We start from the raw sequence: 21664 nt of genomic DNA on the forward strand, positions 1-21664 counted from the left end.
CCGCAATCCGGCCCCACGGGCCTGGCGGTGACCCCAGCACGCCGCAAACCGGGCTCCTGCGTTGGCGCAGGCCACGACGCCCTCTCGTCCGGCCTCCCCGCCGCCGCGTCACGCCGCACCAGCCTCGGCCGCATGGCCGACCGCAGCCAGGCGCTCTCCTTCGGCGCCGCCGAGTACGACCGGTTCCGCCCCCGCAACCCGGAGGAGGCGCCGCGCTGGGCGCTGGACGGGCTGCCCGCCCCGCCCTGACCGCCCGGAGCCGGCCGGGCCGCCCGGACCAACCGGATCAGACGTTGCGCTCGTAGACCATCCGCAGGCCGATCAGGGTGATCATCGGCTCGTGGTGGGTGATCGTGTGGCACTCGTTGAGCACCAACGAGGCCAGCCCGCCGGTGGCGATCACCGCCTTGACCTCACCCATCTCCTGGGTCATCCGCTCGACGATCCGGTCCACCTGCCCGGCGAAGCCGAAGTAGAGCCCGGCCTGGAGGCATTCCACCGTGTTCTTGCCGATCACCGAGCGGGGCCGGGTGGCCTCCACCTTGCGCAGCTGGGCGGCGCGGGCCGCCAGCGCGTCGAAGGAGATCTCGATGCCGGGCGCGAACGCGCCACCCAGGAACTCGCCCCGGTCGCTGATCACGTCGAAGTTGGTGGTGGTGCCGAAGTCCACCACGATCGACGGCCCGCCGTAGAGGGTGTACGCGGCCAGGGTGTTGACCACCCGGTCCGCGCCCACCTCCTTCGGGTTGTCGATGGCGAGCTGCACCCCGGTGCGTACGCCGGGCTCGACGATCACGCTCGGCAGGTCCGCGTAGTAGCGGGAGAGCATGGTGCGCAGCGATCGCAACGCGGCCGGCACCGTCGAGCAGGCGGCCACTCCGGTGATCTCCACGGCGTCGCCGGCCAGCAGGCCCCGGAACATCAGCCCCAGCTCGTCCGCGGTGGACCGGGCATCGGTCTTGATCCGCCAGTTGTGCACCAGCTTGTCGCCGTCGAAGGTCGCCAGCACGGTGTTGGTGTTTCCGATGTCGATGCAGAGCAGCACGACCGCAGCCTAGACCGCGCCCGTCACGGCGGTGAGCGCGAGGAGCGCGCCGTGCCACCACCCGCCCCGCCGCCGGTTCACTCCTCCCGCAGGTCCAGGGCGATGTCCAGGATCGGCGAGGAGTGGGTCAGCGCGCCCACCGAGAGGAAGTCGACGCCGGTCGCGCCGTACTCGGCGGCCACCGGCAGGGTGAGCCCTCCGGTCGCCTCCAGCTCGGCCCGGTCGCCCACCGCGGCGACCACCTCGCGCAGCTGCGCCGGGGTCATGTTGTCCAGCAGCAGGAAGCCCGCCCCCGCCTCGACCGCCTCCACCGCCTCGGCCAGGGTGTCCACCTCCACCTGGACGGGCACGTCCGGAAACGCCTCCCGGACCCGGCGGTAGGCCGCACCGATCCCACCGGCGGCCACCTTGTGGTTGTCCTTGATCATGGCGACGTCGTGCAGGCCCATCCGCTTGTTGGTGCCGCCGCCGGCGCGGACCGCGTACTTCTCCAGGGCCCGCAGGCCCGGCGTCGTCTTGCGGGTGTCCAGCACCATCGCCTTCGTGCCGGCCAGGGCGTCGGCCCAGGCCCGGGTGTGGGTGGCCACCCCGGACATCCGGGAGAGCAGGTTGAGCGCCGTCCGCTCGGCGGTGAGCAGCAGCCGGGTCGGGCCGGTCGCGGTGGCCAGCACATCGCCGCGCGCCACCCGCTGCCCGTCCTGGGCCACCAGCGACACCTCGACGGTACGGCCCGCCCCGGTCACCTCACCCACCAGCTCGAACACGGCCGCCGCCACCGGCAGCCCGGCCACCACGCCGGCCGACCGGGCGACCAGGTCACCGGTGTCGGTCTGCGCGTCCGGGATGGTGGCGACGCTGGTGACGTCGAGGAAATCCGGACCCAGGTCCTCGGTGAGCGCGTCGACGATCACCCGCCGGACCCGCTCCGGGTCAAGGCCACCGTCCCGCAGCGCCTGCTGAGTCGACTCCCTCACTGGACCTCCTTTGTTCGCGACTGCGGGGCTCGCAGAACCGGCCCACTCACTGGTTGTGCCGTCCAGCGCTCGGTCAACCGGTTGTCCGTCCCGATCGCGCCGACCAGGTGGCTCAGCCACCGGTCGTCGGCCGTCGGGAAGTCCTCCCGCCAGTGGCAGCCCCGGGTCTCCTGCCGGGCGTACGCGGCGGCGACCAGGGTCGACGCCACCGTGACCAGGTTGGTCGCCTCCCAGTCGGCGGTCCGCGGGGTGCCCCGCCCCTGGCCCAGCTCGCGGAGCGTGCCGGCGGTCCCGGCCAGGGTCTCCGCCGAGCGCAGCACCCCGGCGCCCCGGGTCATGGCCCGTTGCAGGGTCGGCGTGCCACCGGCCGGCACCACCCAGCCCTGGCCGCCCACCCAGGCGCCGGTCTCGGCCGGCTTCGCCTGCTCGGGCAGCCCGGCGGCGATGTGCTCGGCGATCCGGCGGGAGAAGACCAGCCCTTCCAGCAGCGAGTTGCTGGCCAGCCGGTTCGCGCCGTGCACGCCGGTGCAGGCGACCTCGCCGCAGGCGTACAGGCCGGGGATGGAGGTGCGGCCGTGCAGGTCGGTGCGGACGCCGCCGGAGGCGTAGTGGGCGGCCGGGGCGACCGGGATCAGTTCGCTGGCCGGGTCCACCCCGATGGCCAGGCAGGAGGCCACGATGGTCGGGAAGCGCCGGGCCAGGAAGTCGCCGCCGAGGTGCCGGGCGTCCAGCCAGACGTGGTCGGCGCCGGTGGACAGCAGCACCCGGTGGATGCCCTTGGCCACCACGTCCCGCGGGGCCAGCTCGGCCAGCTCGTGCTGGCCGACCATGAACCGCTTGCCGTCCCCGTCGACCAGGTACGCGCCCTCGCCCCGCAGCGCCTCGGAGACCAGCGGCTGCTGGCCCAGCCCGGCGCCGGGGCCACCGGGCGGCACGATCAGCGCGGTGGGGTGGAACTGCACGAACTCCACGTCGGTGACCTGCGCGCCGGCCCGCAGCGCGAGCGCCACCCCGTCGCCGGTGGAGACCGACGGGTTCGTGGTGGCCGCGAAGATCTGCCCCATCCCGCCGGTGGCCAGCACCACCGCCCGGGCCAGGATCGCGCCGACGCCGTCCTCGCTGCCCTCGCCGAGCACGTGCAGGGTGATCCCGCAGGCCGGGCCGAGGCCGTCGGGGCCGTCGCCGGGGGCGCGCAGCAGGTCCAGCACCAGGGCGTGCTCGACCAGTCGGATCCACGGGTCGCGGTGCACCGCGGCGTGCAGCGCCCGCTGCACCTCGGCACCGGTGGCGTCGCCGCCCGCGTGCACGATCCGGTCGGCCCGGTGGCCGCCCTCCCGGGTGAGCATCAGCGAGCCGTCCGGGTTGCGGTCGAACTCCGCGCCGATCCGCATCAGCTCGCGCAGCCGGGTCGGGCCCTCCTCCACCAGCACCCGGACCGCCGCCGGGTCGCAGAGGCCGACCCCGGCCACCTCGGTGTCGGACGCGTGCGCGGCCGGGGTGTCGGTCGGGTCCAGCACGGCGGCGATGCCGCCCTGCGCCCAGCGGGTCGAGCCCTCGTCGATGTCGACCTTGGTGACCACGGTGACGTGCAGTCCCGCCTCCCGCAGGTGCAGCGCGGCGGTCAGCCCGGCGACCCCGGAGCCGACCACGATCACGTCGGTGGTCTCCACCCAGCCGGGTGCGGGCGCGGCGAGCAGCCCGGGCAGGGCCGGCAGCTCGACGGTCGGAAGGTCCATGAGCACAGTCAACCCGAAGGCCCCTCATCGTGGGCGGCGGGGGCGGGACGAGTGGTTCCGGCTACCTTGTCCGGACCGGCAGGCGCGCCGGCCCGGCCCCCTTCAGCGAGGCGGTCACCGTCCGGTCGCTGAGCCAGAGGTAGCAGCGCACGCCTCGGTCGCCGGCGGCCCACCGGCCCGCGCCGGGCGGGCGTACCACCACCCCGGTGCGGAAGCGCAGCATCTTGTCGTCGGGCACGCTGACGTACCGGGCCAGGACGGTGTCGCAGCCGGTGTAGAGGGGCGCCCAGTCGCCCTCCTTCGTCGGGTAGGGCCGGTCCGGTGCCGTCCAGACCCCGACGAACTCGGCGTCGTGCGCCGTGCGGCAGTCGACCGGGGTGAGGGTCCGGGCCCGGGCCTTCCCGCCGGTGCGCTGGCAGCCCAGCCGCAGCGGCGAGGCGCCCTTGAGCGCGTCCCGCAGGCTGCCCGTCCGGGTCACCACCCGGGCCGCCGCCTCGACCGTGTCCACCTCGCTCAGGTCGCATCGGTACCAGCGCCCACCGGCCGCCCAGCCGGCAACAGTGGGCAGCGCCACGGCCAGCCGCAGCCGGCCGGCCCGCCAGTTGTCGCCGACGTACCCGTTGGCCCGGGCGTCACAGTCGGCGAAGGCGGTACGCAGTTCCGGCGAGCCGCCGGCCGGCGGGGCGGCCCGGTCCGCCGGGAAGGCGCCGACGTGCACCGTCTCCCACCGGTGCGGCAGGTCGCAGTCGACCGGCTCGTACCCGTCGGGGCCGAGCGTGGGGGTGAAGTCGGCGACCTGGCAGACGCCGGCGTCCGGGGTGAACGGCCCGGGCGCCGGCAGCGCCCGCCAGTCGTCGGTCAGGTCCGCGTCCAGCCCGCCGCGGCCGGCGCACCCGGCCAGCAGCCCCATGGCGACCACCGTGGCCACCAGGCTCCGCATCGCACGGCCCATCGCGCCTCCCCCAGCCCGACGACCGTCTATTCCGACGGTCCGCCCAGGGTAGCGGGAAATGACCTTCCGGTGACAGACCGCTATCGGCCATCTCGGCGGCCGACTGGCCGCAAACCGGAGATAACGGATATGGCTGGCAGGTCGGCCGCGGCGGGGGACGGGAGTCTCAGTTCAACGCGGCGGCGAGCGGGTTCGGCACCGGGTCGCCGGCGGTGCCCGGGGCCGCGGTGGTCGGGTCCGCCGACAGGTCCACGACCCGGTTGTCCGCGTCCACGTGCACCACCCGCGGCCGGTACGCGCGGGCCTCGGCGTCGTCCATCTGCCCGTACGAGATCAGGATGACCAGGTCGCCGGGGTGCACCAGGTGCGCCGCGGCGCCGTTGATGCCGATCACGCCGCTGCCCCGCTGCCCCGGGATCACGTACGTCTCCAGCCGGGCCCCGTTGGTGATGTCCACGATCGCCACCTGCTCGCCGGGGAGCAGGTCGGCCGCGTCGAGCAGATCCTCGTCCACCGTCACCGAACCGACGTAGTGCAGGTCGGCCTGGGTCACGGTGGCCCGGTGGATCTTCGACTTGAGCATGGTCCGGAACATCGGGTCGCCTCTCCGCGGGGTGTCGTGGTGGTCAGGAACGCGGCGCGAGGTGGAGCCCCGCGTTGTCGATCAGCCGGGTGGTGCCGACCCAGGCCGCGACCAGCAGCCGCGCCGGCCCGGCGACCGGCCCCGGCTCCAGGTCGGCGTCGGTCAACACCAGGTAGTCGAGGCGGCCACCCGGGACGCCCGAGTCGAAGGCGCGGTGGGCGGCGGCCAGCACGGCAGCCGCGTCCGCGCCCCGCTCGGCGGCCTCGACGCCGGCGCGCAGCGCGGCGGAGAGGCTCAGCGCGGCCGCCCGCTCCTCGCCCGACAGGTAGCGGTTGCGGCTGGACAGGGCGAGCCCGTCCGGCTCGCGTACGGTCGGCACGCCGACGATCTCGACCGGCACGTCCAGGTCGCGGACCATCCGCTTGACCAGGGCGAGCTGCTGGTAGTCCTTCTCTCCGAAGAAGGCCAGGTCGGGGCGGGTGAGCTGGAGCAGCTTCAGCACCACGGTGAGCACCCCGTGGAAGAAGCCGGGCCGGCTCAACCCTTCCAGGTCCTCGCCGAGCGGACCCGGATTCACCCGGACCGTCGGCTGGCCGTCCGGATACATGTCGGCCACCGACGGGGCGAAGACCAGGTCCACGCCGGCCCGGCGGCAGATCTCCAGGTCGGCGTCGAGGGTGCGCGGGTAGCGGTCGAAGTCCTCGTTCGGGCCGAACTGGAGCGGATTCACGAAGATCGTGACGAGCACGTGGTCGGCCCGTTCCCGGGCCGCCCGCAGCAGCGTCTCGTGCCCGGAGTGCAGCGCGCCCATGGTCATCACCACGGCCACCGTGCCGGTCAGCGCGTCCCGCGCCGCCGCCAGCTCCTTGCGCGTGTGCACCAGCTCGGTCATGCCGCCACCTCGATCCCGTTCAGCACGTTCAGCAGTGGCTCCGCGTCCGCCGGGCGCAGCCGGCCTGCCGCCACGGCACGGTCCGCCGTCCGTCGGGCCAACGCCAGATAGGCGGGTACGGATTCCGGGGCGGTCGCCGCGAGCCGGTCCAGGTGCCGGCGTACGGTGCCGGCGTCACCCCGGGACACCGGGCCGGTGAGCGCGTCGTCACCGAGCCGCAGGGCGTTCTCCAGGGCCGCCCGCAGCAGTGGGGCGAGCACCTTCTCCGGCCGGTCCACCCCGGCGTCGCGCAGCCGGTCGGCCGCCTCGTTGACCAGGGTCACCAGGTGGTTCGCGCCGTGCGCCAGCGCCGCGTGGTAGAGCGGCCGGTCACCCTCGGCCACCCACTCGGGCACCCCGCCCAGGTCGGTGACGAGCCGGGCGGCGAACGGGCGCAGCTCGGCCGGGGCGGTCACCCCGTACGAGCTGCCGACCAGGCGGCCCAGGTCGTCCGGCGTACCGGTGAAGGTCATCGCCGGGTGCAGCGCGAGCGGCCGCGCGCCGGCGGCGGCGGCCGGGGCCAGCACGGCCAGGCCGTGCGCGCCGGAGGTGTGCGCGACCACCTGGCCGGGGCGCAGCGCGCCGGCCTCGGCCAGGTCGGCGACCACCGCGGCGAGGGCGTCGTCGGGAACCGCCACGATCAGCAGGTCGGTGGCGGCGCGGGCCACCGCGGCGGCGGAGCGGATCGGGGTCTGCGGCAGCAGCAGCGCCATCCGGGCCCGGGTCGCGCCGGAGGCGCCGGCGGCGGCGACCACCCGGTGGCCGGCCGCGGCGAGGGCCGCACCCAGCACGGCGCCGACCCGGCCGGCGCCGAGCACGCCGACCGTGAGGGTGCGCGGGAAGACGAGCGGGGCGTCGGCGGCCCGCGGCGGGGCGGCCGGACGCGGGCGCAGCGGTGCGCTCATGGCAATCGATCCAGTCCTCGAAGGGGGTACCGGTCGATGGCAAGTATGCTCCGGGGCCACAGAGCCGAAACAAGGATGTGTGAAAACCTTCACCGACCCCGGCAAACCGGTTTCAGCGGTTCGGTGAGGTGTCGGTCCAGGTGGGGGTCCTCGCCCGATCCGGGCGTGGTCCGGCCCTCGGCCGGGAGGACGGCTGCGTCGAGCGCCACCGGGCCCGTACCGTCAGCGGGTGACCTCTACCGTGCCGCTCCCCTGGCGGTTGGCGATGGACCGGGCACTCTACGGACCGGACGGCTTCTTCGTCTCGGGCACGGGACCGGCCGATCACTTCCGCACCAGCGTGCACGCCTCCCCCGTCTTCGCGTCCTGCCTGCTGCGCCTACTGCACGATCTTGACGCGGCGCTCGGCCACCCGGTTCCGCTCGACGTGGTCGATGTGGGCGCGGGGCGCGGCGAGTTGCTCCGGACGCTGCTCGCGGGGTCGCTGACCGCCGCCCCGGTTCCGCTGGCCGATCGGGTACGCCTCATCGCCGTCGAAAAGGCACCCCGCCCCCACAACCTGCCGCCCGAGATCGAGTGGCGGAACGAGATCCCGCCGGCCCTCACCGGCCTGCTGCTGGCCACCGAATGGCTGGACAACGTCCCGCTGAACCTGGCGGTGCAAACCAAGCACGGCTGGCGCTACCTACTGGTTGACCCGACGACGGGCGACGAGTCAACGGGTGACCCGGTAACCGCCGAGGATGCCGACTGGCTGGACCAGTGGTGGCCCACCCAAACCTCGTTGATCAAGGAGTTTCCGTCCGCTGGAGTGCCTGAATCAGGCCAGAACTCCTTGATCAACGAGGGGGTGGAGCGCGCGGAGATCGGCCGGAGTCGGGATGAGGCCTGGGCGGGAGCGGTGAGCCGGCTCGAGCGGGGACTGGCGCTCGCGGTGGACTACGGGCATCTGCGGGCGGACCGGCCGGTGGGCGGGACGTTGACCGGGTACCGGGGTGGGCGGCAGGTGGCGGCGGTGCCGGACGGGTCCTGTGACGTCACCGCACACGTGGCCATGGACTCGGTCGCCTCCGCGGGTGAGCGGGTCGCCCGGTGTGCGTACACCCTGGGGTCGCAGCGGGAGGCGCTGCGGGCGCTCGGGGCCGACGGCGGGCGACCGCCGCTGAGCCTGGCCTCCCGGGACCCGGCCGGCTACCTGCGCGCCCTGGCCGACGCCTCGGTGGTGGCCGAGCTGACCGACCCGGCCGGCCTCGGCGGGCACTGGTGGCTGCGGCAACCGGTCGGCCTCACCTCCGATCCGCTCGTGGCACGATGACGGGCATGACCACGGACGCCGCCGACCTCCGCGAACTGACCGTCGGCACCGGCGCCGGCGGCGAGCAGCTCGGCACCGACATGGTGCTGAACATCGGCCCGCAGCACCCGTCCACGCACGGCGTGCTCCGGCTCAGGCTGGTGCTCGACGGCGAACGGGTGGTCTCCGCCGAACCGATCGTCGGCTACATGCACCGGGGCGCCGAGAAGCTCTTCGAGGTACGCGACTACCGGCAGATCATCGTGCTGGCCAACCGGCACGACTGGCTCTCCGCCTTCGCCAACGAGTTGGGCGTGGTGCTCGCGGTCGAGCGACTCATGGGCATGGAGGTGCCGGAGCGCGCGGTCTGGCTGCGGATGGCGCTCGCCGAGTTGAACCGGGTGCTCAACCATCTGATGTTCCTCGGCTCGTACCCGCTGGAGATCGGTGCGATCACGCCGATGTTCTACGCGTTCCGGGAGCGGGAGACCATCCAGGCGGTCATGGAGGAGGTCTCCGGCGGTCGGATCCACTACATGTTCAACCGGGTGGGCGGGCTGAAGGAGGAGGTGCCGGCCGGCTGGACCGGGCGGGCGCGGGCGGCCATCGGCGAGGTCCGCCGCCGGATGCCGGACCTGGACAACCTGATCCGGCGCAACGAGATCTTCCTGGCCCGTACCGTCGGGGTCGGCGTGCTCTCGGCCGCCGACGCCGCCGCGTTCGGCGCCTCCGGGCCGGTCGCCCGGGCCTCCGGACTCGACCTGGACCTGCGCCGGGACGAGCCCTACCTGGCGTACGACCAGCTCGACGTGCCCGTGGTCACCAAGACCGCCGGGGACTGCCACGCCCGCTTCGAGGTGCTGCTCGACCAGGTGTACGCCTCGCTCGACCTCGCCGAGCAGTGCCTGGACCGGGTGGACCGGCTCACCGGGCCGGTGAACACCCGGCTGCCCAAGGTGGTCAAGGCACCCGAGGGGCACACGTACGCGTGGACCGAGAACCCGCTCGGCATCAACGGTTACTACCTGGTGTCGCGGGGTGAGAAGACGCCGTGGCGGCTGAAGCTGCGCACCGCCTCGTACGCGAACGTGCAGGCGCTCGCCACGCTGCTGCCCGGCTGCCTGGTGCCGGACCTGATCGCCATCCTCGGCTCGATGTTCTTCGTGGTCGGCGACATCGACAAGTAGTGCGCCCGGGTCGGTGACGCTGTCCGCCGGTCGGGGTGGCACTGCTCGGCCGGACCGGCGGCTCCCGGCACTGCGCACCGGCCGACGGCCGGGGGTCAGCGCCAGCGGTCGGCACCACGGGTGCCGCCGGCGCGGGGCACCTCGTCCCGGGGCGGGTAGCCGTAGCGTTCGTCGGCGCCGTACCGGACCGGCTCGGGTTCGGCCTGGCGCCACTCGGGCTGGCCACTGCGCTGGGCCGGCGGCCGCCACTCCTCCGGTACCGGCACCCCGCTCGCCGGAAGGGCCGCCTGGCCGGCGTCCGACCAGCCGGACGTCGCGTCCGCCCGGCCGCCGGAGTCGCGGCGCGGCTCCCGCACGGCCGCCCACCGGTCCTCCACCCGGAACTCGGTGCCGCCCCCGTCGGCGTGCACCGCCGCCCGCCGCTCCCCGACCTGGACCTCCCGGCCGTGCGCGTCGTCGCGGACCGAGGCCCACCGGTTGCCGGTGCGCAGTTCGGACCAGTAGGCCCCGTCCGGGTCGTCATCGGCGGCCGGGCCCGACGGCTCGGGCAAGGACCAGCCGGTCCCGCCCGGCTGGCGCCACTCCGCACCCTGTCCGGCCCGGTCGCGCCCGTCCGGCCCGGCCGCACTCCAGTCGCGCTCGTCCCGGCCGGTGGCCCGCCAGTCGTGCTCGTCCCGGCCAGGGGCCGTCCAGTGGCGCTCGTCCTGGCCGGCGGCCGGCCGGTCGCGCTCGTCCCGACCGGCGGGGGTCCGGTCGGGCTCGGCGCGCCCGTCACGGGCACCCGCCCAGCCGGCCGCACCGTGCTGATCCACCCAGCCCGGCTCGCCGCGCTGGTCCGCCCAGCCGGCCTCGCCGCGCTGATCCGCCCAGCCCGGCTCGCCGTGCTGGTCCGCCCAGCCACGGTCGTTCCGCCCGGCCCAGCCGGTCTCGTCGCGCGGACCGGGCGGTTCGATCGCGTTGCGGTGGCCCGCCCGGCCGGCCGGCGGGTCGTCGGTCGCCCCGCTGCCCGGCGCCCAGGACCGGTCGTCGTCCGGCCCGGCCGCCGCCCAGGAGCCCCGATCATCCCCGCCCGCCCGCGCCGACCAGGACCGGTCGTGCTCCGGGCCGGGCCCGCCCGCGCCGCCCGCCCGCGCCCACGGGTGCTCCCGGGCCGGGCCGCCGGCGGCGTCGTCCCGCGATCCGCCCTGCCCGGACGGGGACCGGTCGTCCCAGCCGGTGGCCGGCCCGGGCCGGGCCCGGTCGTCCCGTGCGTCGCCCCGGGCGCGATGGTCGCGACCGGCGCCGGGCGCCGACCAGCCACCGCCGGAGCCATCTCGCTCCTCCCCGCTGTCGCGATAGCCGGACCAGGGGCGCTCCTCCGGCTCCGCGCCGGGGAAGCCGCGCTCCTCCGACGCCGGGGACCAGCGGCCCGGGTAGCCGCCGTAGCGGGTGCCGGAGTCGGCGCCGCCGTCGACGATGGTGTGCCGGGTGGTGACGTGCACGGTCTCCGTGTGGTGCACCACGCCGACCTGGCGGGGGCCCGGCTCCGGCCGACCGTCCGGCTCCGGCACGCGCGGCGCCCCGTACACGCCGGGCTGGGGCCGGTCGGCGCCGGCCCGGTCCGTGCCGTAACGGGTGCCGGGCTGGGCGCGGCGGGCCGGCCCGTCATCGACCGCGCCCTGTCGCCGGCCGGCGCTGGGCTCCGGTGCCGGCTGGCCGCCGTACCCGTCGGCGGTCGGCACCCGGGCGCGACCGCCGGGCGGCTCCTCGGCGGGCGAGGTGGTGAGGCCCGCGGCGGCGGCGATCCCGGCGGCCGCCGCGTCGAGACGGTGACGCAGGGCGTTGACCGACTCCTCGGTCCGCTGGACCCGGTCGAGCGCCTGGTTACCCCGCTGGGCCGCGGCCACGACCTCGCCGCGCAGCTCACGGCGGAGCTGTTCCAGCTCCTCGCGGAGCTCGTCGACACCGACCGCCGCGGCCCCGCCGTCCGCGCGGAGCGCGATGGAGAGACCGATCAGCACCACGGCGAGCATCGCCAGCACGGCGCCGAACCGCAGCGGACCGTTGCCGTCGGAGACGAGCAGAATCAGCGCGGCCAGGGGTGCACACCCCACCCCGACCCAGAACAGGACGGAGAGCATCGGGGCGCGCTTCTCGGCGGCGGCAACCGGGGCTGGCATGGCTGAGCAGACTACCGAGACTTCCGGCCCGAGGGAACGCCCCGACGGGGTCGATGTGCAGGGCGGTGACCAGGCTTTCCGGTCGGGCGGCGGCGCGGTGGCCGGCGGAGTCCCGACCGGCCCGGGGACGGTTCCGGGTCGCGGCGCCGGACGCGCCGCGACCCGGACGGTCGCCGGTCAGCTGGCGGCGAGCGCCGCGTCCGAGGAGAAGACCAGGCCGACGCTGGCCGCGCCGGTCTTCAGCGCGTTCTTCGTCTGCGGACCGCCCGCGTCCAGCGAACTGAACGAGCCGGCCTTGAAGTCGTAGACCTGGACCAGGCCGGCCTGGCACTTCGGCCGCTGCGGGCACTCCGGCGGGCCGGCCAGGACGGTGGCCTTGCCGGAGCACTTGGCGGCGAGCTCGGAGAGCGTGGTCACCTGGTACTTGTCCGCGAAGGCCTGGGTGACCGCGAAGGCGTTCTGGTCCTGTGCCTGGGACGGCTGGCCGAAGGTGATGCCGACCTTGTCCCCGGCGGCCTTGAGCGCGGAGACCGTCTTGTCCAGCTCCGGCGAGGAGACCGGCTGGGCGTCCTTGCCGTTGGCCTTGGTGTTGAGGAACTCGGCCATGGTCGCCGCGTACTCCGGGACGACCTGGATCTCGCCCTTCTCCAGGGCCGGCTCGTAGAGCTCTCGGTTGCCGATCGTCTGCACCTTGACCTGGTAGCCGGCCGCGGTGAGGGTGATCTTGTAGAGCTCGGCGATGGTCTGGCTCTCGCTGAAGTTGCCGGCGCCGACCGTGACCGGGCCGCCCGGCCCCTTCGCGAGGCCCTGGGTGAGGCCGTTGGCCTCGGCGAACTCCTTGGCCGCCGCCTGCGGGGTCTTGCGGTCCACGTCGACGGACTTGTTGAGCGCGATCAGCTTGGGCGTGTCCAGCGCCGCGGAGACCTTGTCCAGCGCGGCGACCAGCTGCGGCTTGGCCACGTCGACGTTGATCGCGGGAATGATGTTGTCGGTGTTCTGGAGCTTCTTGTCGTCGCTGAGCACGACCAGCTTGTCGCCGGCGACCGGGGCGCACCCCGCCCCGGAGGCGCCCTGCTCGGGCGCATCGGTGCCGGACGAGCCGGCGTCGCCGCAGCCGGCGAGGAGACTCGCCGCCGCGACGGCGCCGACCGCCCCGACAGCCAGGCGTGAACGTGCGCGCATCAGTAGCCCGCCTTCCGTGTCCCGGCGCGGCCCCGAGCGGGCCGGCCGCGTGTCCGACGGGCGATCCGGTCGGCCGCCCGCAACTCCAGCCAATATCTTCCCCATCCGACCGACAAACTCCGAGCCGGTTTCGTCACCTGATCGTCATCCGGCCCCGTGTCGGGCGGGTCAGCCGCCCGCCATGGCGTCGGCCGCGCGCCGGCTCGCCGCTCGGCGTACCCGGCGCAGCGGCCGGGGGGTCACCGCCCGCTCGACCAGCGCGAGCACCCCCTCGACGAGCAGCGCCAGCCCGGCCACCAGCAGTCCGCCGGCGATCACCTGCCCGCCGCCGGCCGCGATGTCCAGCCCGAAGCCGGCCCGGATGATCTGCCCCAGCCCGCCGCCGTTGACGAAGGAGGCCAGGGCCGTGGTGGCCACCACCTGCACCGCGGCGGTACGGAAGCCGGCCGCCAGGTACGGCACCGAGAGCGGCAGCTCCACCCGGCGCAGCAGCTGCCCACCGGAGAGCCCCATCCCCCGGGCCGCGTCCCGGGCCTCCGGGTCGGCCTGCCGCACCCCGGTGTACGCGTTCGCGAGCAGCGGCGGCACCGCGAACACCGCGAGCGCCACCACCACCGCCGGCCGGCCGAAGCCCAGGAAGGTCAGCGGCAGGATGGTCAGCAGCGCCAGGGTCGGAATCGCCAGGGTGACGTTGGACACCAGCAGCACCGCGCTCCCACCCCGGCCGGTGTGCCCGAGCCAGAGCCCGAGCGGCCAGGCCACCAGGCAGCCCAGCAGCACCGCCAGCGCGGACAGGATGAGGTGCTCGCCGAGCCGGTCCAGGACCCCGCCGGGATTCGTCCAGTTCAACGGGTCGTTCAGCCAGACCACGGCTTCCCGCAGGTGGTTCACCGGGCCGACCCTCCCGACCCGGCCCGGTGCGGACGCGCGCTCACGCGGACCGCCGGCGCAGCCACGGGGTGAGCAACCGGCCCACCCCGGCCAGCACCAGGTCGAGCACCAGCGCCAGCAGCACGCAGAGCACCGTGCCGGTCATGATCTCCGCCTTGTAGAAGTTGTTCTGGAAGCCGGCGAAGATGAGCTGACCCAGGCCACCCCGGCCGATCACCACCCCGACGGTGACCAGCGCCACCGTCGAGACGGTGGCCAGCCGCAGGCCGGTGAGGATGCCCGGCAGCGCCAGCGGCAACTCGATCCGGAACAGGCGGGCCCAGCGGCCGTACCCCATCCCCTCGGCCGCCTCCAGCACGTCGGGTGGCACCTGGTGCAGCCCGGCCAGCGCGTTGCGGACGATGACCAGCAGCGCGTACAGCACCACCACGGTGAGCACGGTCACCGCACCGATGCCCAGGGTCGGCCCGAGGAACGCGAACAGCGCCAGCGACGGGATCGTGTACAGCACCCCGCTGACCGCCAGCACCGGCCCGGCCAGCGACCGGAACCAGTACGCGGCCACCGCGAGCGGCAGCGCCACCAGCGCGGCGATCAGCACGGCCCGGGCGACCAACCAGGTGTGCTCACGCAAGGCGGCGAGGATCGTGTCAGAGTTGTCCCGCACGTACTGCCAGGAGAACCACGGGTTACCGGGCGCGGCCCGGTAGCTCAGGTGGAGGGACACACGTGGACGTTACCCCGGGAGCCGGCGCCGGACACGGCGCGGCCTCGATCAGCCTGGAGCGCATCGGCAAGCGCTACCCCGACGGCACCGAGGCGGTACGCGAGCTGAGCCTGGCGGTGAAGGCCGGCGAACTGGTCGTGCTCATCGGCCCGTCCGGCTGCGGAAAGTCCACCGTGCTGCGGATGATCAACCGGTTGATCGAGCCGACCGGCGGCCGGATCCTGCTCGGCGACGACGACGTCACCCGGGTCGACCCGGTCGCGCTGCGCCGGCGCATCGGCTACGTCATCCAGAACGTCGGCCTCTTCCCGCACCAGACGGTCGCCGCCAACGTGGCGGCCGTGCCCGGGCTGCTCCGCTGGCCCCGCCAGCGCACCCGGGACCGGGTGCACGAGCTGCTGGAGCTGGTCGGCCTCGACCCGGCCCAGTTCGCCGGCCGCTACCCGCACGAGCTCTCCGGCGGCCAACGGCAGCGGGTCGGGGTGGCCCGGGCGCTCGCCGCCGACCCGGTGGTGCTGCTGATGGACGAGCCGTTCTCGGCCGTCGACCCGATCGTCCGGACCCGGCTTCAGGAGGAGTTCCTCCGCCTGCAGGCCGAGGTCCGCAAGACCATCGTGCTGGTCACCCACGACCTCGACGAGGCGGTCCGGTTGGGCGACCGGATCGCGGTGCTCTCCGAGGGCGGCCGGCTGGAGCAGTACGCCGACCCGGCCACCGTGCTCGGCTCCCCCGCCTCGCCGTTCGTCCGCGAGTTCGTCGGCGCCGACCGGGGCATCCGCCGGCTCGCGGTCACCCCGCTCACCCGCGACGTGCTGGACCCGCTGCCCGCCGACGGCGGCGCCGACCTGCCGGTGGTGTCGTTGGGCGGCTCGGCGTACGACGCGCTGGGCGCGCTGCTCACCGCCGGCGTCGAGCACGCCGTGGTGACCGCCGACGGGCAACCGGTCGGGCTGGTCAGCCGGGCCCGGGTGCTGGGTCTCGGCGTGCCGGGGTGAGCCGCCCGGGGCCGGGCCGCTCACCCCGCCCCGCTGGGCGTCACCGCCGGGCGCGCCCGGCGAACACCTAGGCGCGCCCGCCGAGGCTGGCCAGCCCGATGATCCAACCGGCGAAGAAGCCGTACGTGACCCCGGTGCCGGTGCCCTGGAACGCGGCCAGCAGCGAACCGTCCGGGCCGAGCAGCGCGGAGAGCAGTGCGCTGAACCCGGCCGCCAGGACGTACGCGGCCCAGCCGGAGAGGAACTGGCTGGCCGAGCCCTGCACCCTGGCCACCTGGGCGGCGGGCCGCAGGTAGAGCAGCGCCACGGCCAGCACCACCAGCAGGACGGCCCGCAGGTCGGTGGCGAGCACCGACCGGGACGGGTCGTCGGCGTGCAGCTGCCAGGCGGGCCAGGCGAGCAGTTGGAGGAACCAGCCACCGGCCCCGTTCGGGTCGGTGTCCCGCACCCAGCCGGCGTACATCGGGCTGCCGCAGACGCCGACCAGCAGCAGCGCGGCGAGGGCCCCGGTGCCGGCCGCGGTGCCGTACCGGCTGATGCTGCGGGGGCGGTTGTCGAGGGCCATGGGGCGGTCAGTTCCCGGCCCGCCTCGCCGGGCAAACCTGCGGGTACGCGCGACCGCCGCCCGCCGGCGGGCGGCCATCCGCGCTCAGTGCTTCATCAGGTAGTCGATGAACGCGGCCCGCAGCAGCGGGGCGGACTCCTCGTAGCCGTGGCCGGTCAGCTCGCGCCACAGCGCGTTCGCCTCGTCGATGATCGGGCCGACCGAGTTGGGCGCCCCGTCCAGCACGGCGGCCTCGTCCGCGTTGGGCAGGTGCCGCAGCACCGACCAGAAGAACTCGACGTCGCGGCGCTCCCGGGCCAGGTGGAACGCCTGCTCCCGAAGCTCCTCGGTGGAGAGCTTGTCGAGCTCGTCGAAGGTGCGGCCGCCGGCAGAGGTCTCGCTCATGCCGCCGAGCCTAACCCGGCGAGATCACGTCCGGCCCGCCGGACGGCACCGGCGGCGGAGGCGGGCCCGGGGGTCAGCGGTCCTCGGGCTCCCAGCGCCGCCCGGTCTCCCAGCGGGGGGTGTCCCAGGTCTCGACGCCGGTGTCGTTGGTACGCACCGGCAGCACCGACGGCCAGGTGTCGGTGGGCTCCGGCCGTGGCGTCATCGTCCAGCCGCTGCTGATCGAGCCGTCGCCGGGCGGCCCCACCTCGACCGCGGCCGGGCCGGCCCGGCGGGGCCGGCCGAGCGTCTCGACCAGACGGGTGGCGAGCAGGCCGACGCCGAGGGTGGCCCCGCCGACGGCCCACCGGCTGACCGTCCAGCCCCGGGCCGCCGCCCAGGTCAGGAAGACCTCGACCAGGGCGACCGCGAAGAGGGTGCCGAAGATGCCGCCGCGCCGGCCGTACGCGCTGGTGCCGGCGAGCAGCGCGGCGCCGATGGCGAGCACCGACCAGTCCAGCCCGCTGCCCGGGACCACCGGTCCGGTGCTGTTGGCGGCGATGAGCACCCCGCCGAGCAGGGCCAGCACGGTCGAGCAGGTCAGCGCCAGCGCGGTCACCGTGGCGGCGGCCGCGCCGCGACGGCGGGCCGGATCGCCGACCGGCCGGAACCGGCCGACCAGTCGCCGGACCGGTTTGATCGCGCCGAACAGCCCGCCCAGGACGGCCACCGCGGCGAAGCCGACGAAGAGGTAGAGCGCGGTCGACCGCGGGTCGTGCCCGCCCTGCACGGCCACCGGAGCGGTCCGCCGCTCGATGTACACGATCACCCCGGCCGCGCCGGCCAGGCTCGCCGCCCAGCCGGGCACGTGCAGCACCACGACCACCAGGCCCAGCGCCAGCCCGCCGAGCGCCGCGATCCCGAGGGCCGGCAGCAGCGCCTCCCGCACGCCGCGGTCGCCCTGCTCGGCGAAGTGCAGCGCGGCGGCCAGGGCGACCGGGCCGATCGCCAGGTTGACCGCGGCGGCGCGCAGGCTCAGCCCGGCGGCCAGCGCGAGCAGCCCGAGCCCGACCACGTCGACCAGCAGGGTCTTGAGCGCCCCGCCGCGCAGCGCGTCCGAGTCCTCCCGCCAGAGCAGCCAGGCGGCCGCGGCCAGCGCGGCCAGCAGCAGGATCTCCCAGATCACATGGACGGCGATCCGGTCCCGGCCGGGCTCACCGTGGGACGGGTCGTCGAAGACGTTCTCCAGCACCGCCGCGGGCACGCCGGAGGCCGTCTCGGCGGGTGCGAACCGGCCGGTCTCGTCGTACCCCATGGCCCGCGCCTCCCACGTCGGCGGCCGTCCAGGTCCGGCAGGGCGGACCGGCGGCGGCCGTTGCTCTCCGGTCGCCGAGGACGGTACCTGCGGGCGCGGGTGGTGGGAACCCCCTGATCAGAGGCGGCCGCGCGGAGTCTCCCGGTCGCCCGGCTCGCGGTCCTCGTCGTCCTCCTGCTCCGGCACCCGGCAGGACCGTTCCAGCCAGAGCGCCGCGGCGACCAGGGCCAGCGCGGCCAGCACCCCGGCGCCGCCGGCCGGCCGGTCGCCGACCGCGGCGTTGGTGCGCTCGACAAAGAGCCAGCCGGTCAGCCCCGCGTAGAAGCCGGCGAAGATGGCCCCGGCCAGCGCCGACGCCTTGGCCAGCACCACGAATCGGGCGACCAGCAGCGGGTTGACCGGGTCCCGGCCGGGGCGGCGCTCGATCCGGCTGCGGGTGTTGACCGCCGCGTAGGCCTCCAGCACCGCGAGGCCGGCCAACGTGATCACCGGCAACCAGGGCAGGTCGGGCGCCACCTCGTAGTAGAAGCTGCTGATCAGCAGCCAGGCCAGGGCGGCCGCGGCCAGGGCGGCGACGACCAGGGTGGAGATCCGGGTGGGCCCCATCCGGAACCGGTTGGGGTCGCGCGGGGACTGCGCCGAGCTCATGCCGGCCGGCTCCACTGGGTCATGTGTCCGACTCTAACGCCAGATCGGGCCGCGGGCGCAGTTCCAGGGCGTCCCCGGCCAACGGCTCGGCGTTGAGCAGGTCGGTCAGCCAGCCGTGCCCGGGCAGCCGGCCGTGCGGCTCGATGTCGATCCACGGCCGCAGCACGAAGGCGCGCAGATGGGCGCGGGGGTGCGGCAGGGTCAGCTCGGGGTCGTCGCCGAGCACCGGGCCGTCCTCGTCCCAGACCGCGATCACGTCGACGTCGAGGGTGCGGGGCCCGTACCGCCGCTGGGGGTCGCGGGTCCGCCCGGCCGCGGCCTCGGCGGCCCGGGCCCGGGTCAGCCAGTCCCGCGGGCCCGCCGCCGGGTCCGCGACCAGCAGCGCGGCGTTCAGGTACGCGGGCTGGTCGGCGTCCCCCCACGGTGGAGTCTCGTAGACGCCGCTGACCACCAGCACCGCGTCGCCGAACGCGGCCACCGCCGCCCGGAGGTGGGCCGGCCGGTCGCCGAGGTTGCTGCCGATCGACAGCACGGCCCGGGTCACCGGGTCCGCCGCAGGGTGACGGCCACGTCCCGGAAGGTGTGCGGGATCGGCGCCTCCGGCTTGTGCACGGTGACCGTCGCGGCGGCGACCCGCGGCTCGGCCAGGCAGACCGCGAGCAGCCGGTCGGCGAGCGTCTCGATCAGGTTGACCGGTTCCCCGGTGAGCACGGCCACCAGCCGCTCGGCCAGCTCGCCGTAGTGCACGGTGTCGGCGACCTCATCGGAGCGGGCCGCCGGGGCGAGGTCGAGTTCGAGCACCGCGTCGACCACGAACTCCTGGCCCTGGGCGCGCTCGAAGTCGTAGACGCCGTGCCGGCCGTGCGCGCGCAGGCCGGTCAGCTCGATCCGGTCGGTCATCGGTCCCCCTCGTACCCGGCCGGCCAGCAGGTGGTCGGCACCAGGCGCGGGCGGCCGGTGGCCCGCCAGACGGCGAGCGCGTCGGCGGTGCCGCGCACGTCGTGCACGCGTACCCCCCAGGCTCCGGCCGCGACGGCGAGCACGCTGGTGGCGACGGTGGCCGCCTCGCGCTCGGCGATGGGCCGGGGGGTGCCGTCCGCAGCGGCGAGCAGCCGGCCCAGGTACGACTTCCGACTGGCCCCGAAGAGCAGCGGGAAGCCCAGGTCGAGCAGCTCGGGCAGGCGGACGCTGAGCTCCCAGTTGTGCTCGGCGGTCTTGGCGAAACCGAGCCCCGGATCGATGATGATCCTGTCGGCGGCGACCCCGGCGGCGAGCGCCTCGTCCACCCGCCGGCCCAGCTCGGCCCGGACCTCGGCCACCACGTCGGTGTAGCTGGCCAGGTCGCGCATCTCGCGGGAGTGGCCCCGCCAGTGCATGAGCACCCACGGGCAGCCGGCGTCCCGGACCACCCGGGCCATGTCCGGGTCGGCGAGCCCGCCGGAGACGTCGTTGACCACGTCGGCGCCGGCGGCGAGGGCGGCCTCGGCCACCCGGGCCCGGCTGGTGTCGATGCTGACCGGGATGCCGACGGCGCGCAGCTCGCGGATAACCGGCAGCACCCGGGCGGTCTCGGTCGCGGCGTCGACCCGGTCGGCCCCGGGCCGGGTGGACTCGCCGCCCACGTCGACCAGGTCGGCGCCGGCGGCGCGCAGTCGCACCCCGTGTCCGACGGCGGCGTCGAGATCGGCGTACCGGCCGCCGTCGGAGAAGGAGTCGGGCGTGACGTTGAGGACGCCCATCACCACCGGGTCCTGCGCCCGCACCAGATCGGTCACGGACCCGACAGTACCGGTCGCCAGCAGGGCATCCGGCGGCCCCGCCGGTCCCGCCGGACGGCACCGCTGACATGCGGATTAGAACAGGTGTACGATCGGTCGTCCGGGCCGGTTCGGGTCGACTCTTCGCGGGTTGTCGCAAAGGTGGCCGGCCCGTACGCTTTGGAATTGCCCAGCATCGAGATGGCGAAGCATGGAGGGAGGGCCGAAACGGGAGAAAACCCTCCAAAGCTCACCACTCTCCGTGGTGGGTGACGGACGCAGCGTCGCCGACGCTGTATCCGGTGGGACATCCCGCCCGGCCCGATCTACTGCACCACCGCGGCGTCGCCGGCCGCGACATGGGGAGGTTTCAGTGATCGCCATCGAGCTCCTGGCGACGGCGACGTCCGCCGTCGACCACGTGCTCCACCCCCTGGCGTCGACTCCACTCGCCGAGCCGGCCCCCAAGGGCATCAACACCAACGGTGTCGTCAGCTTCTTCGCCAGCAAGATCGCGCCGATCCTGCTCGCGGTCCTCGGCGTCATCTTCATCGGGCGCGCCAGCCGGGGCGAGATCTCCAAGGTGCTGACCAGCTCGGCCATCGCCATCATCGGGCTCGCCTTCATCGCCGGCGCGGCGACACTCTTCTTCGTCGGCGACTACCTGATCGACCTGATCTTCGAATAGGCGTCGGCGACCATGCGGCTGCGCACCGACGACGACATCTACCGGGCCCGGCTCGTCTACCTCGGGCCGCCCGGCTACACCCTGCCCGTCCACCTGCCGTACGCCCAGTACGGCCTGTTCATGCTGCTCGTACCCCTCTACATGTTCATCCACTGGTTGTTCACGTTGCAGGTGGAGCTCTTCCCGGCCTGGGAGATCTCGCTCGCCATCGTGACCACCTCGTTCGTCTTCCGGTACGTCGACCCGGACCGCCCGGCGCGCATGGTCATCCGTACCGCGCTGACGGACTGGCGACGCACCCGGGAGCCGGCCGCCGAGCTGCGCGACCCGCGCCTGGTGGCGAGCCGGATCAGGATCCGGGAGGAACTGGCATGACCGGGCGTACGCCGTGGGCGCAGCCGAACAACGCGGGTGAGGCGGTCGCATGAGTCGCTCTTCCACGCCGGGTTCCCCGGCCGGGCGTCCGGCCGACCCGCTCGGTAACCGTGCGCGATCGTTCGACTACCCACCCGACGACGAGCTGGACGAGGTCGTCCTCGACCCGGCGCTGGTGAGCAGCCCCGGGCAGGGCCGGGTGGGTGTCTTCCAGCCGCCCCGACCGCCGGCCACCCGGTCCGCCGGGCCGGACCAGCGCCGGCCGGCGGTCGGCGACAGCGGCGACATCGACTCGCCCTTCCTCGACCTGTTCGGCGGGGCACAGCCCGGCGCCCGGCGACCCGCGGCCCGGCCGGCGAGCCCACCGGCCGCCCGACCCACCCCGCCGGCGG

Annotated in this window: 23 protein-coding genes and 1 pseudogene; 6 read left to right on the plus strand and 18 right to left on the minus strand. The window is 74.9% G+C overall.

Going from position 1 to position 21664, the window contains the following annotated elements:
* Positions 1 to 286: 286 nt before the first annotated feature.
* The 7 genes from LQ51_RS21280 to LQ51_RS21310 form a co-directional block, all read right to left on the minus strand.
* On the minus strand, positions 287 to 1045 hold the full coding sequence (locus LQ51_RS21280) for a type III pantothenate kinase (RefSeq protein ID WP_046568376.1): 759 nt from the start codon (positions 1043 to 1045) through the stop codon (positions 287 to 289).
* Between the two features lie 77 nt (positions 1046 to 1122).
* The gene (gene nadC, locus LQ51_RS21285) at positions 1123 to 2019 is read right to left on the minus strand and encodes a carboxylating nicotinate-nucleotide diphosphorylase (RefSeq protein ID WP_046568378.1); all 897 of its coding nucleotides are present in this window, start codon (positions 2017 to 2019) and stop codon (positions 1123 to 1125) included.
* On the minus strand, positions 2016 to 3755 hold the full coding sequence (locus tag LQ51_RS21290) for an L-aspartate oxidase (RefSeq protein WP_046568380.1): 1740 nt from the start codon (positions 3753 to 3755) through the stop codon (positions 2016 to 2018). Before LQ51_RS21290 ends, nadC begins: the two co-directional genes overlap by 4 nt.
* 61 nt (positions 3756 to 3816) lie before the next feature.
* Positions 3817 to 4707, minus strand: a complete 891-nt coding sequence (locus tag LQ51_RS21295) for a septum formation family protein (RefSeq protein WP_046568381.1) — start codon at positions 4705 to 4707, stop codon at positions 3817 to 3819.
* Positions 4708 to 4873: 166 nt separating this feature from the next.
* On the minus strand, positions 4874 to 5302 hold the full coding sequence (panD, locus tag LQ51_RS21300; protein WP_046568382.1) for an aspartate 1-decarboxylase: 429 nt from the start codon (positions 5300 to 5302) through the stop codon (positions 4874 to 4876).
* Positions 5303 to 5333: 31 nt separating this feature from the next.
* Complete coding sequence (panC, locus tag LQ51_RS21305; RefSeq protein WP_046568383.1) at positions 5334 to 6182, minus strand: pantoate--beta-alanine ligase; 849 nt, start codon at positions 6180 to 6182, stop codon at positions 5334 to 5336.
* Positions 6179 to 7126 carry a Rossmann-like and DUF2520 domain-containing protein gene (locus tag LQ51_RS21310; protein WP_046568385.1) on the minus strand — a complete coding sequence of 316 codons (948 nt, stop codon included), beginning with the start codon at positions 7124 to 7126 and terminating at the stop codon, positions 6179 to 6181. Before LQ51_RS21310 ends, panC begins: the two co-directional genes overlap by 4 nt.
* 241 nt (positions 7127 to 7367) lie before the next feature.
* Here LQ51_RS21310 and LQ51_RS21315 point away from each other — a divergent pair, with 241 nt between their 5' ends.
* Positions 7368 to 8441 carry an SAM-dependent methyltransferase gene (locus LQ51_RS21315; RefSeq protein WP_046568386.1) on the plus strand — a complete coding sequence of 358 codons (1074 nt, stop codon included), beginning with the start codon at positions 7368 to 7370 and terminating at the stop codon, positions 8439 to 8441.
* Positions 8438 to 9607 carry an NADH-quinone oxidoreductase subunit D gene (locus LQ51_RS21320; RefSeq protein ID WP_197087863.1) on the plus strand — a complete coding sequence of 390 codons (1170 nt, stop codon included), beginning with the start codon at positions 8438 to 8440 and terminating at the stop codon, positions 9605 to 9607. The genes LQ51_RS21315 and LQ51_RS21320 overlap by 4 nt, the downstream gene beginning before the upstream one ends.
* A 95-nt stretch (positions 9608 to 9702) precedes the next feature.
* Here the strand turns inward: LQ51_RS21320 and LQ51_RS31455 are convergent, their stop codons facing one another.
* From LQ51_RS31455 to LQ51_RS21340, 4 genes are all read right to left on the minus strand, one after another.
* Entirely contained in the window at positions 9703 to 11766 is a 2064-nt protein-coding gene (locus LQ51_RS31455) for a hypothetical protein (protein WP_052745022.1), read from the minus strand.
* Positions 11767 to 11943: 177 nt separating this feature from the next.
* Positions 11944 to 12948: a glycine betaine ABC transporter substrate-binding protein gene (locus tag LQ51_RS21330; RefSeq protein WP_046568389.1), complete on the minus strand. Its 1005-nt coding sequence runs from the start codon at positions 12946 to 12948 to the stop codon at positions 11944 to 11946.
* Between the two features lie 168 nt (positions 12949 to 13116).
* Positions 13117 to 13839 carry an ABC transporter permease gene (locus LQ51_RS21335; protein ID WP_046568391.1) on the minus strand — a complete coding sequence of 241 codons (723 nt, stop codon included), beginning with the start codon at positions 13837 to 13839 and terminating at the stop codon, positions 13117 to 13119.
* Positions 13840 to 13879: 40 nt separating this feature from the next.
* Positions 13880 to 14566 (minus strand): ABC transporter permease, encoded by a 687-nt coding sequence (locus LQ51_RS21340; protein ID WP_046568392.1) that lies wholly within the window; start codon positions 14564 to 14566, stop codon positions 13880 to 13882.
* A gap of 2 nt (positions 14567 to 14568) precedes the next feature.
* Between LQ51_RS21340 and LQ51_RS21345 the strand changes: the two genes are divergently transcribed.
* Positions 14569 to 15561, plus strand: a complete 993-nt coding sequence (locus LQ51_RS21345) for an ABC transporter ATP-binding protein (protein ID WP_046568393.1) — start codon at positions 14569 to 14571, stop codon at positions 15559 to 15561.
* 67 nt (positions 15562 to 15628) lie between these two features.
* Here LQ51_RS21345 and LQ51_RS21350 read toward each other — a convergent pair whose 3' ends face one another.
* From LQ51_RS21350 to folP, 7 genes are all read right to left on the minus strand, one after another.
* Positions 15629 to 16126, minus strand: a complete 498-nt coding sequence (locus tag LQ51_RS21350) for a hypothetical protein (protein WP_046568395.1) — start codon at positions 16124 to 16126, stop codon at positions 15629 to 15631.
* Between the two features lie 84 nt (positions 16127 to 16210).
* On the minus strand, positions 16211 to 16510 hold the full coding sequence (locus tag LQ51_RS21355; protein WP_046568396.1) for a hypothetical protein: 300 nt from the start codon (positions 16508 to 16510) through the stop codon (positions 16211 to 16213).
* Positions 16511 to 16583: 73 nt separating this feature from the next.
* Entirely contained in the window at positions 16584 to 17804 is a 1221-nt protein-coding gene (locus tag LQ51_RS21360) for an ABC transporter permease (protein ID WP_046568398.1), read from the minus strand.
* A gap of 117 nt (positions 17805 to 17921) precedes the next feature.
* Positions 17922 to 18410 (minus strand): DUF3180 domain-containing protein, encoded by a 489-nt coding sequence (locus LQ51_RS21365; RefSeq protein ID WP_197087865.1) that lies wholly within the window; start codon positions 18408 to 18410, stop codon positions 17922 to 17924.
* 61 nt (positions 18411 to 18471) lie between these two features.
* On the minus strand, positions 18472 to 18996 hold the full coding sequence (gene folK / locus LQ51_RS21370; RefSeq protein ID WP_046568399.1) for a 2-amino-4-hydroxy-6-hydroxymethyldihydropteridine diphosphokinase: 525 nt from the start codon (positions 18994 to 18996) through the stop codon (positions 18472 to 18474).
* Positions 18993 to 19352: a dihydroneopterin aldolase gene (gene folB / locus LQ51_RS21375; protein WP_046568400.1), complete on the minus strand. Its 360-nt coding sequence runs from the start codon at positions 19350 to 19352 to the stop codon at positions 18993 to 18995. Before folB ends, folK begins: the two co-directional genes overlap by 4 nt.
* Positions 19349 to 20227 carry a dihydropteroate synthase gene (folP, locus tag LQ51_RS21380; RefSeq protein ID WP_046568402.1) on the minus strand — a complete coding sequence of 293 codons (879 nt, stop codon included), beginning with the start codon at positions 20225 to 20227 and terminating at the stop codon, positions 19349 to 19351. The genes folB and folP overlap by 4 nt, the downstream gene beginning before the upstream one ends.
* 355 nt (positions 20228 to 20582) lie before the next feature.
* Between folP and LQ51_RS21385 the strand changes: the two genes are divergently transcribed.
* From LQ51_RS21385 to LQ51_RS21395, 3 genes and pseudogenes are all read left to right on the plus strand, one after another.
* Entirely contained in the window at positions 20583 to 20897 is a 315-nt protein-coding gene (locus LQ51_RS21385; RefSeq protein ID WP_046568403.1) for a hypothetical protein, read from the plus strand.
* Between the two features lie 12 nt (positions 20898 to 20909).
* A complete protein-coding gene (locus LQ51_RS21390; protein ID WP_046568405.1) occupies positions 20910 to 21272 on the plus strand; it encodes a hypothetical protein in 363 nt (120 codons plus the stop codon).
* 49 nt (positions 21273 to 21321) lie between these two features.
* A pseudogene (locus LQ51_RS21395) lies at positions 21322 to 21664 on the plus strand (hypothetical protein); the annotation flags it as partial.

Origin of the sequence: Micromonospora sp. HK10, from assembly GCF_000982955.1 — a bacterium.
Classification (GTDB): domain Bacteria; phylum Actinomycetota; class Actinomycetes; order Mycobacteriales; family Micromonosporaceae; genus Micromonospora.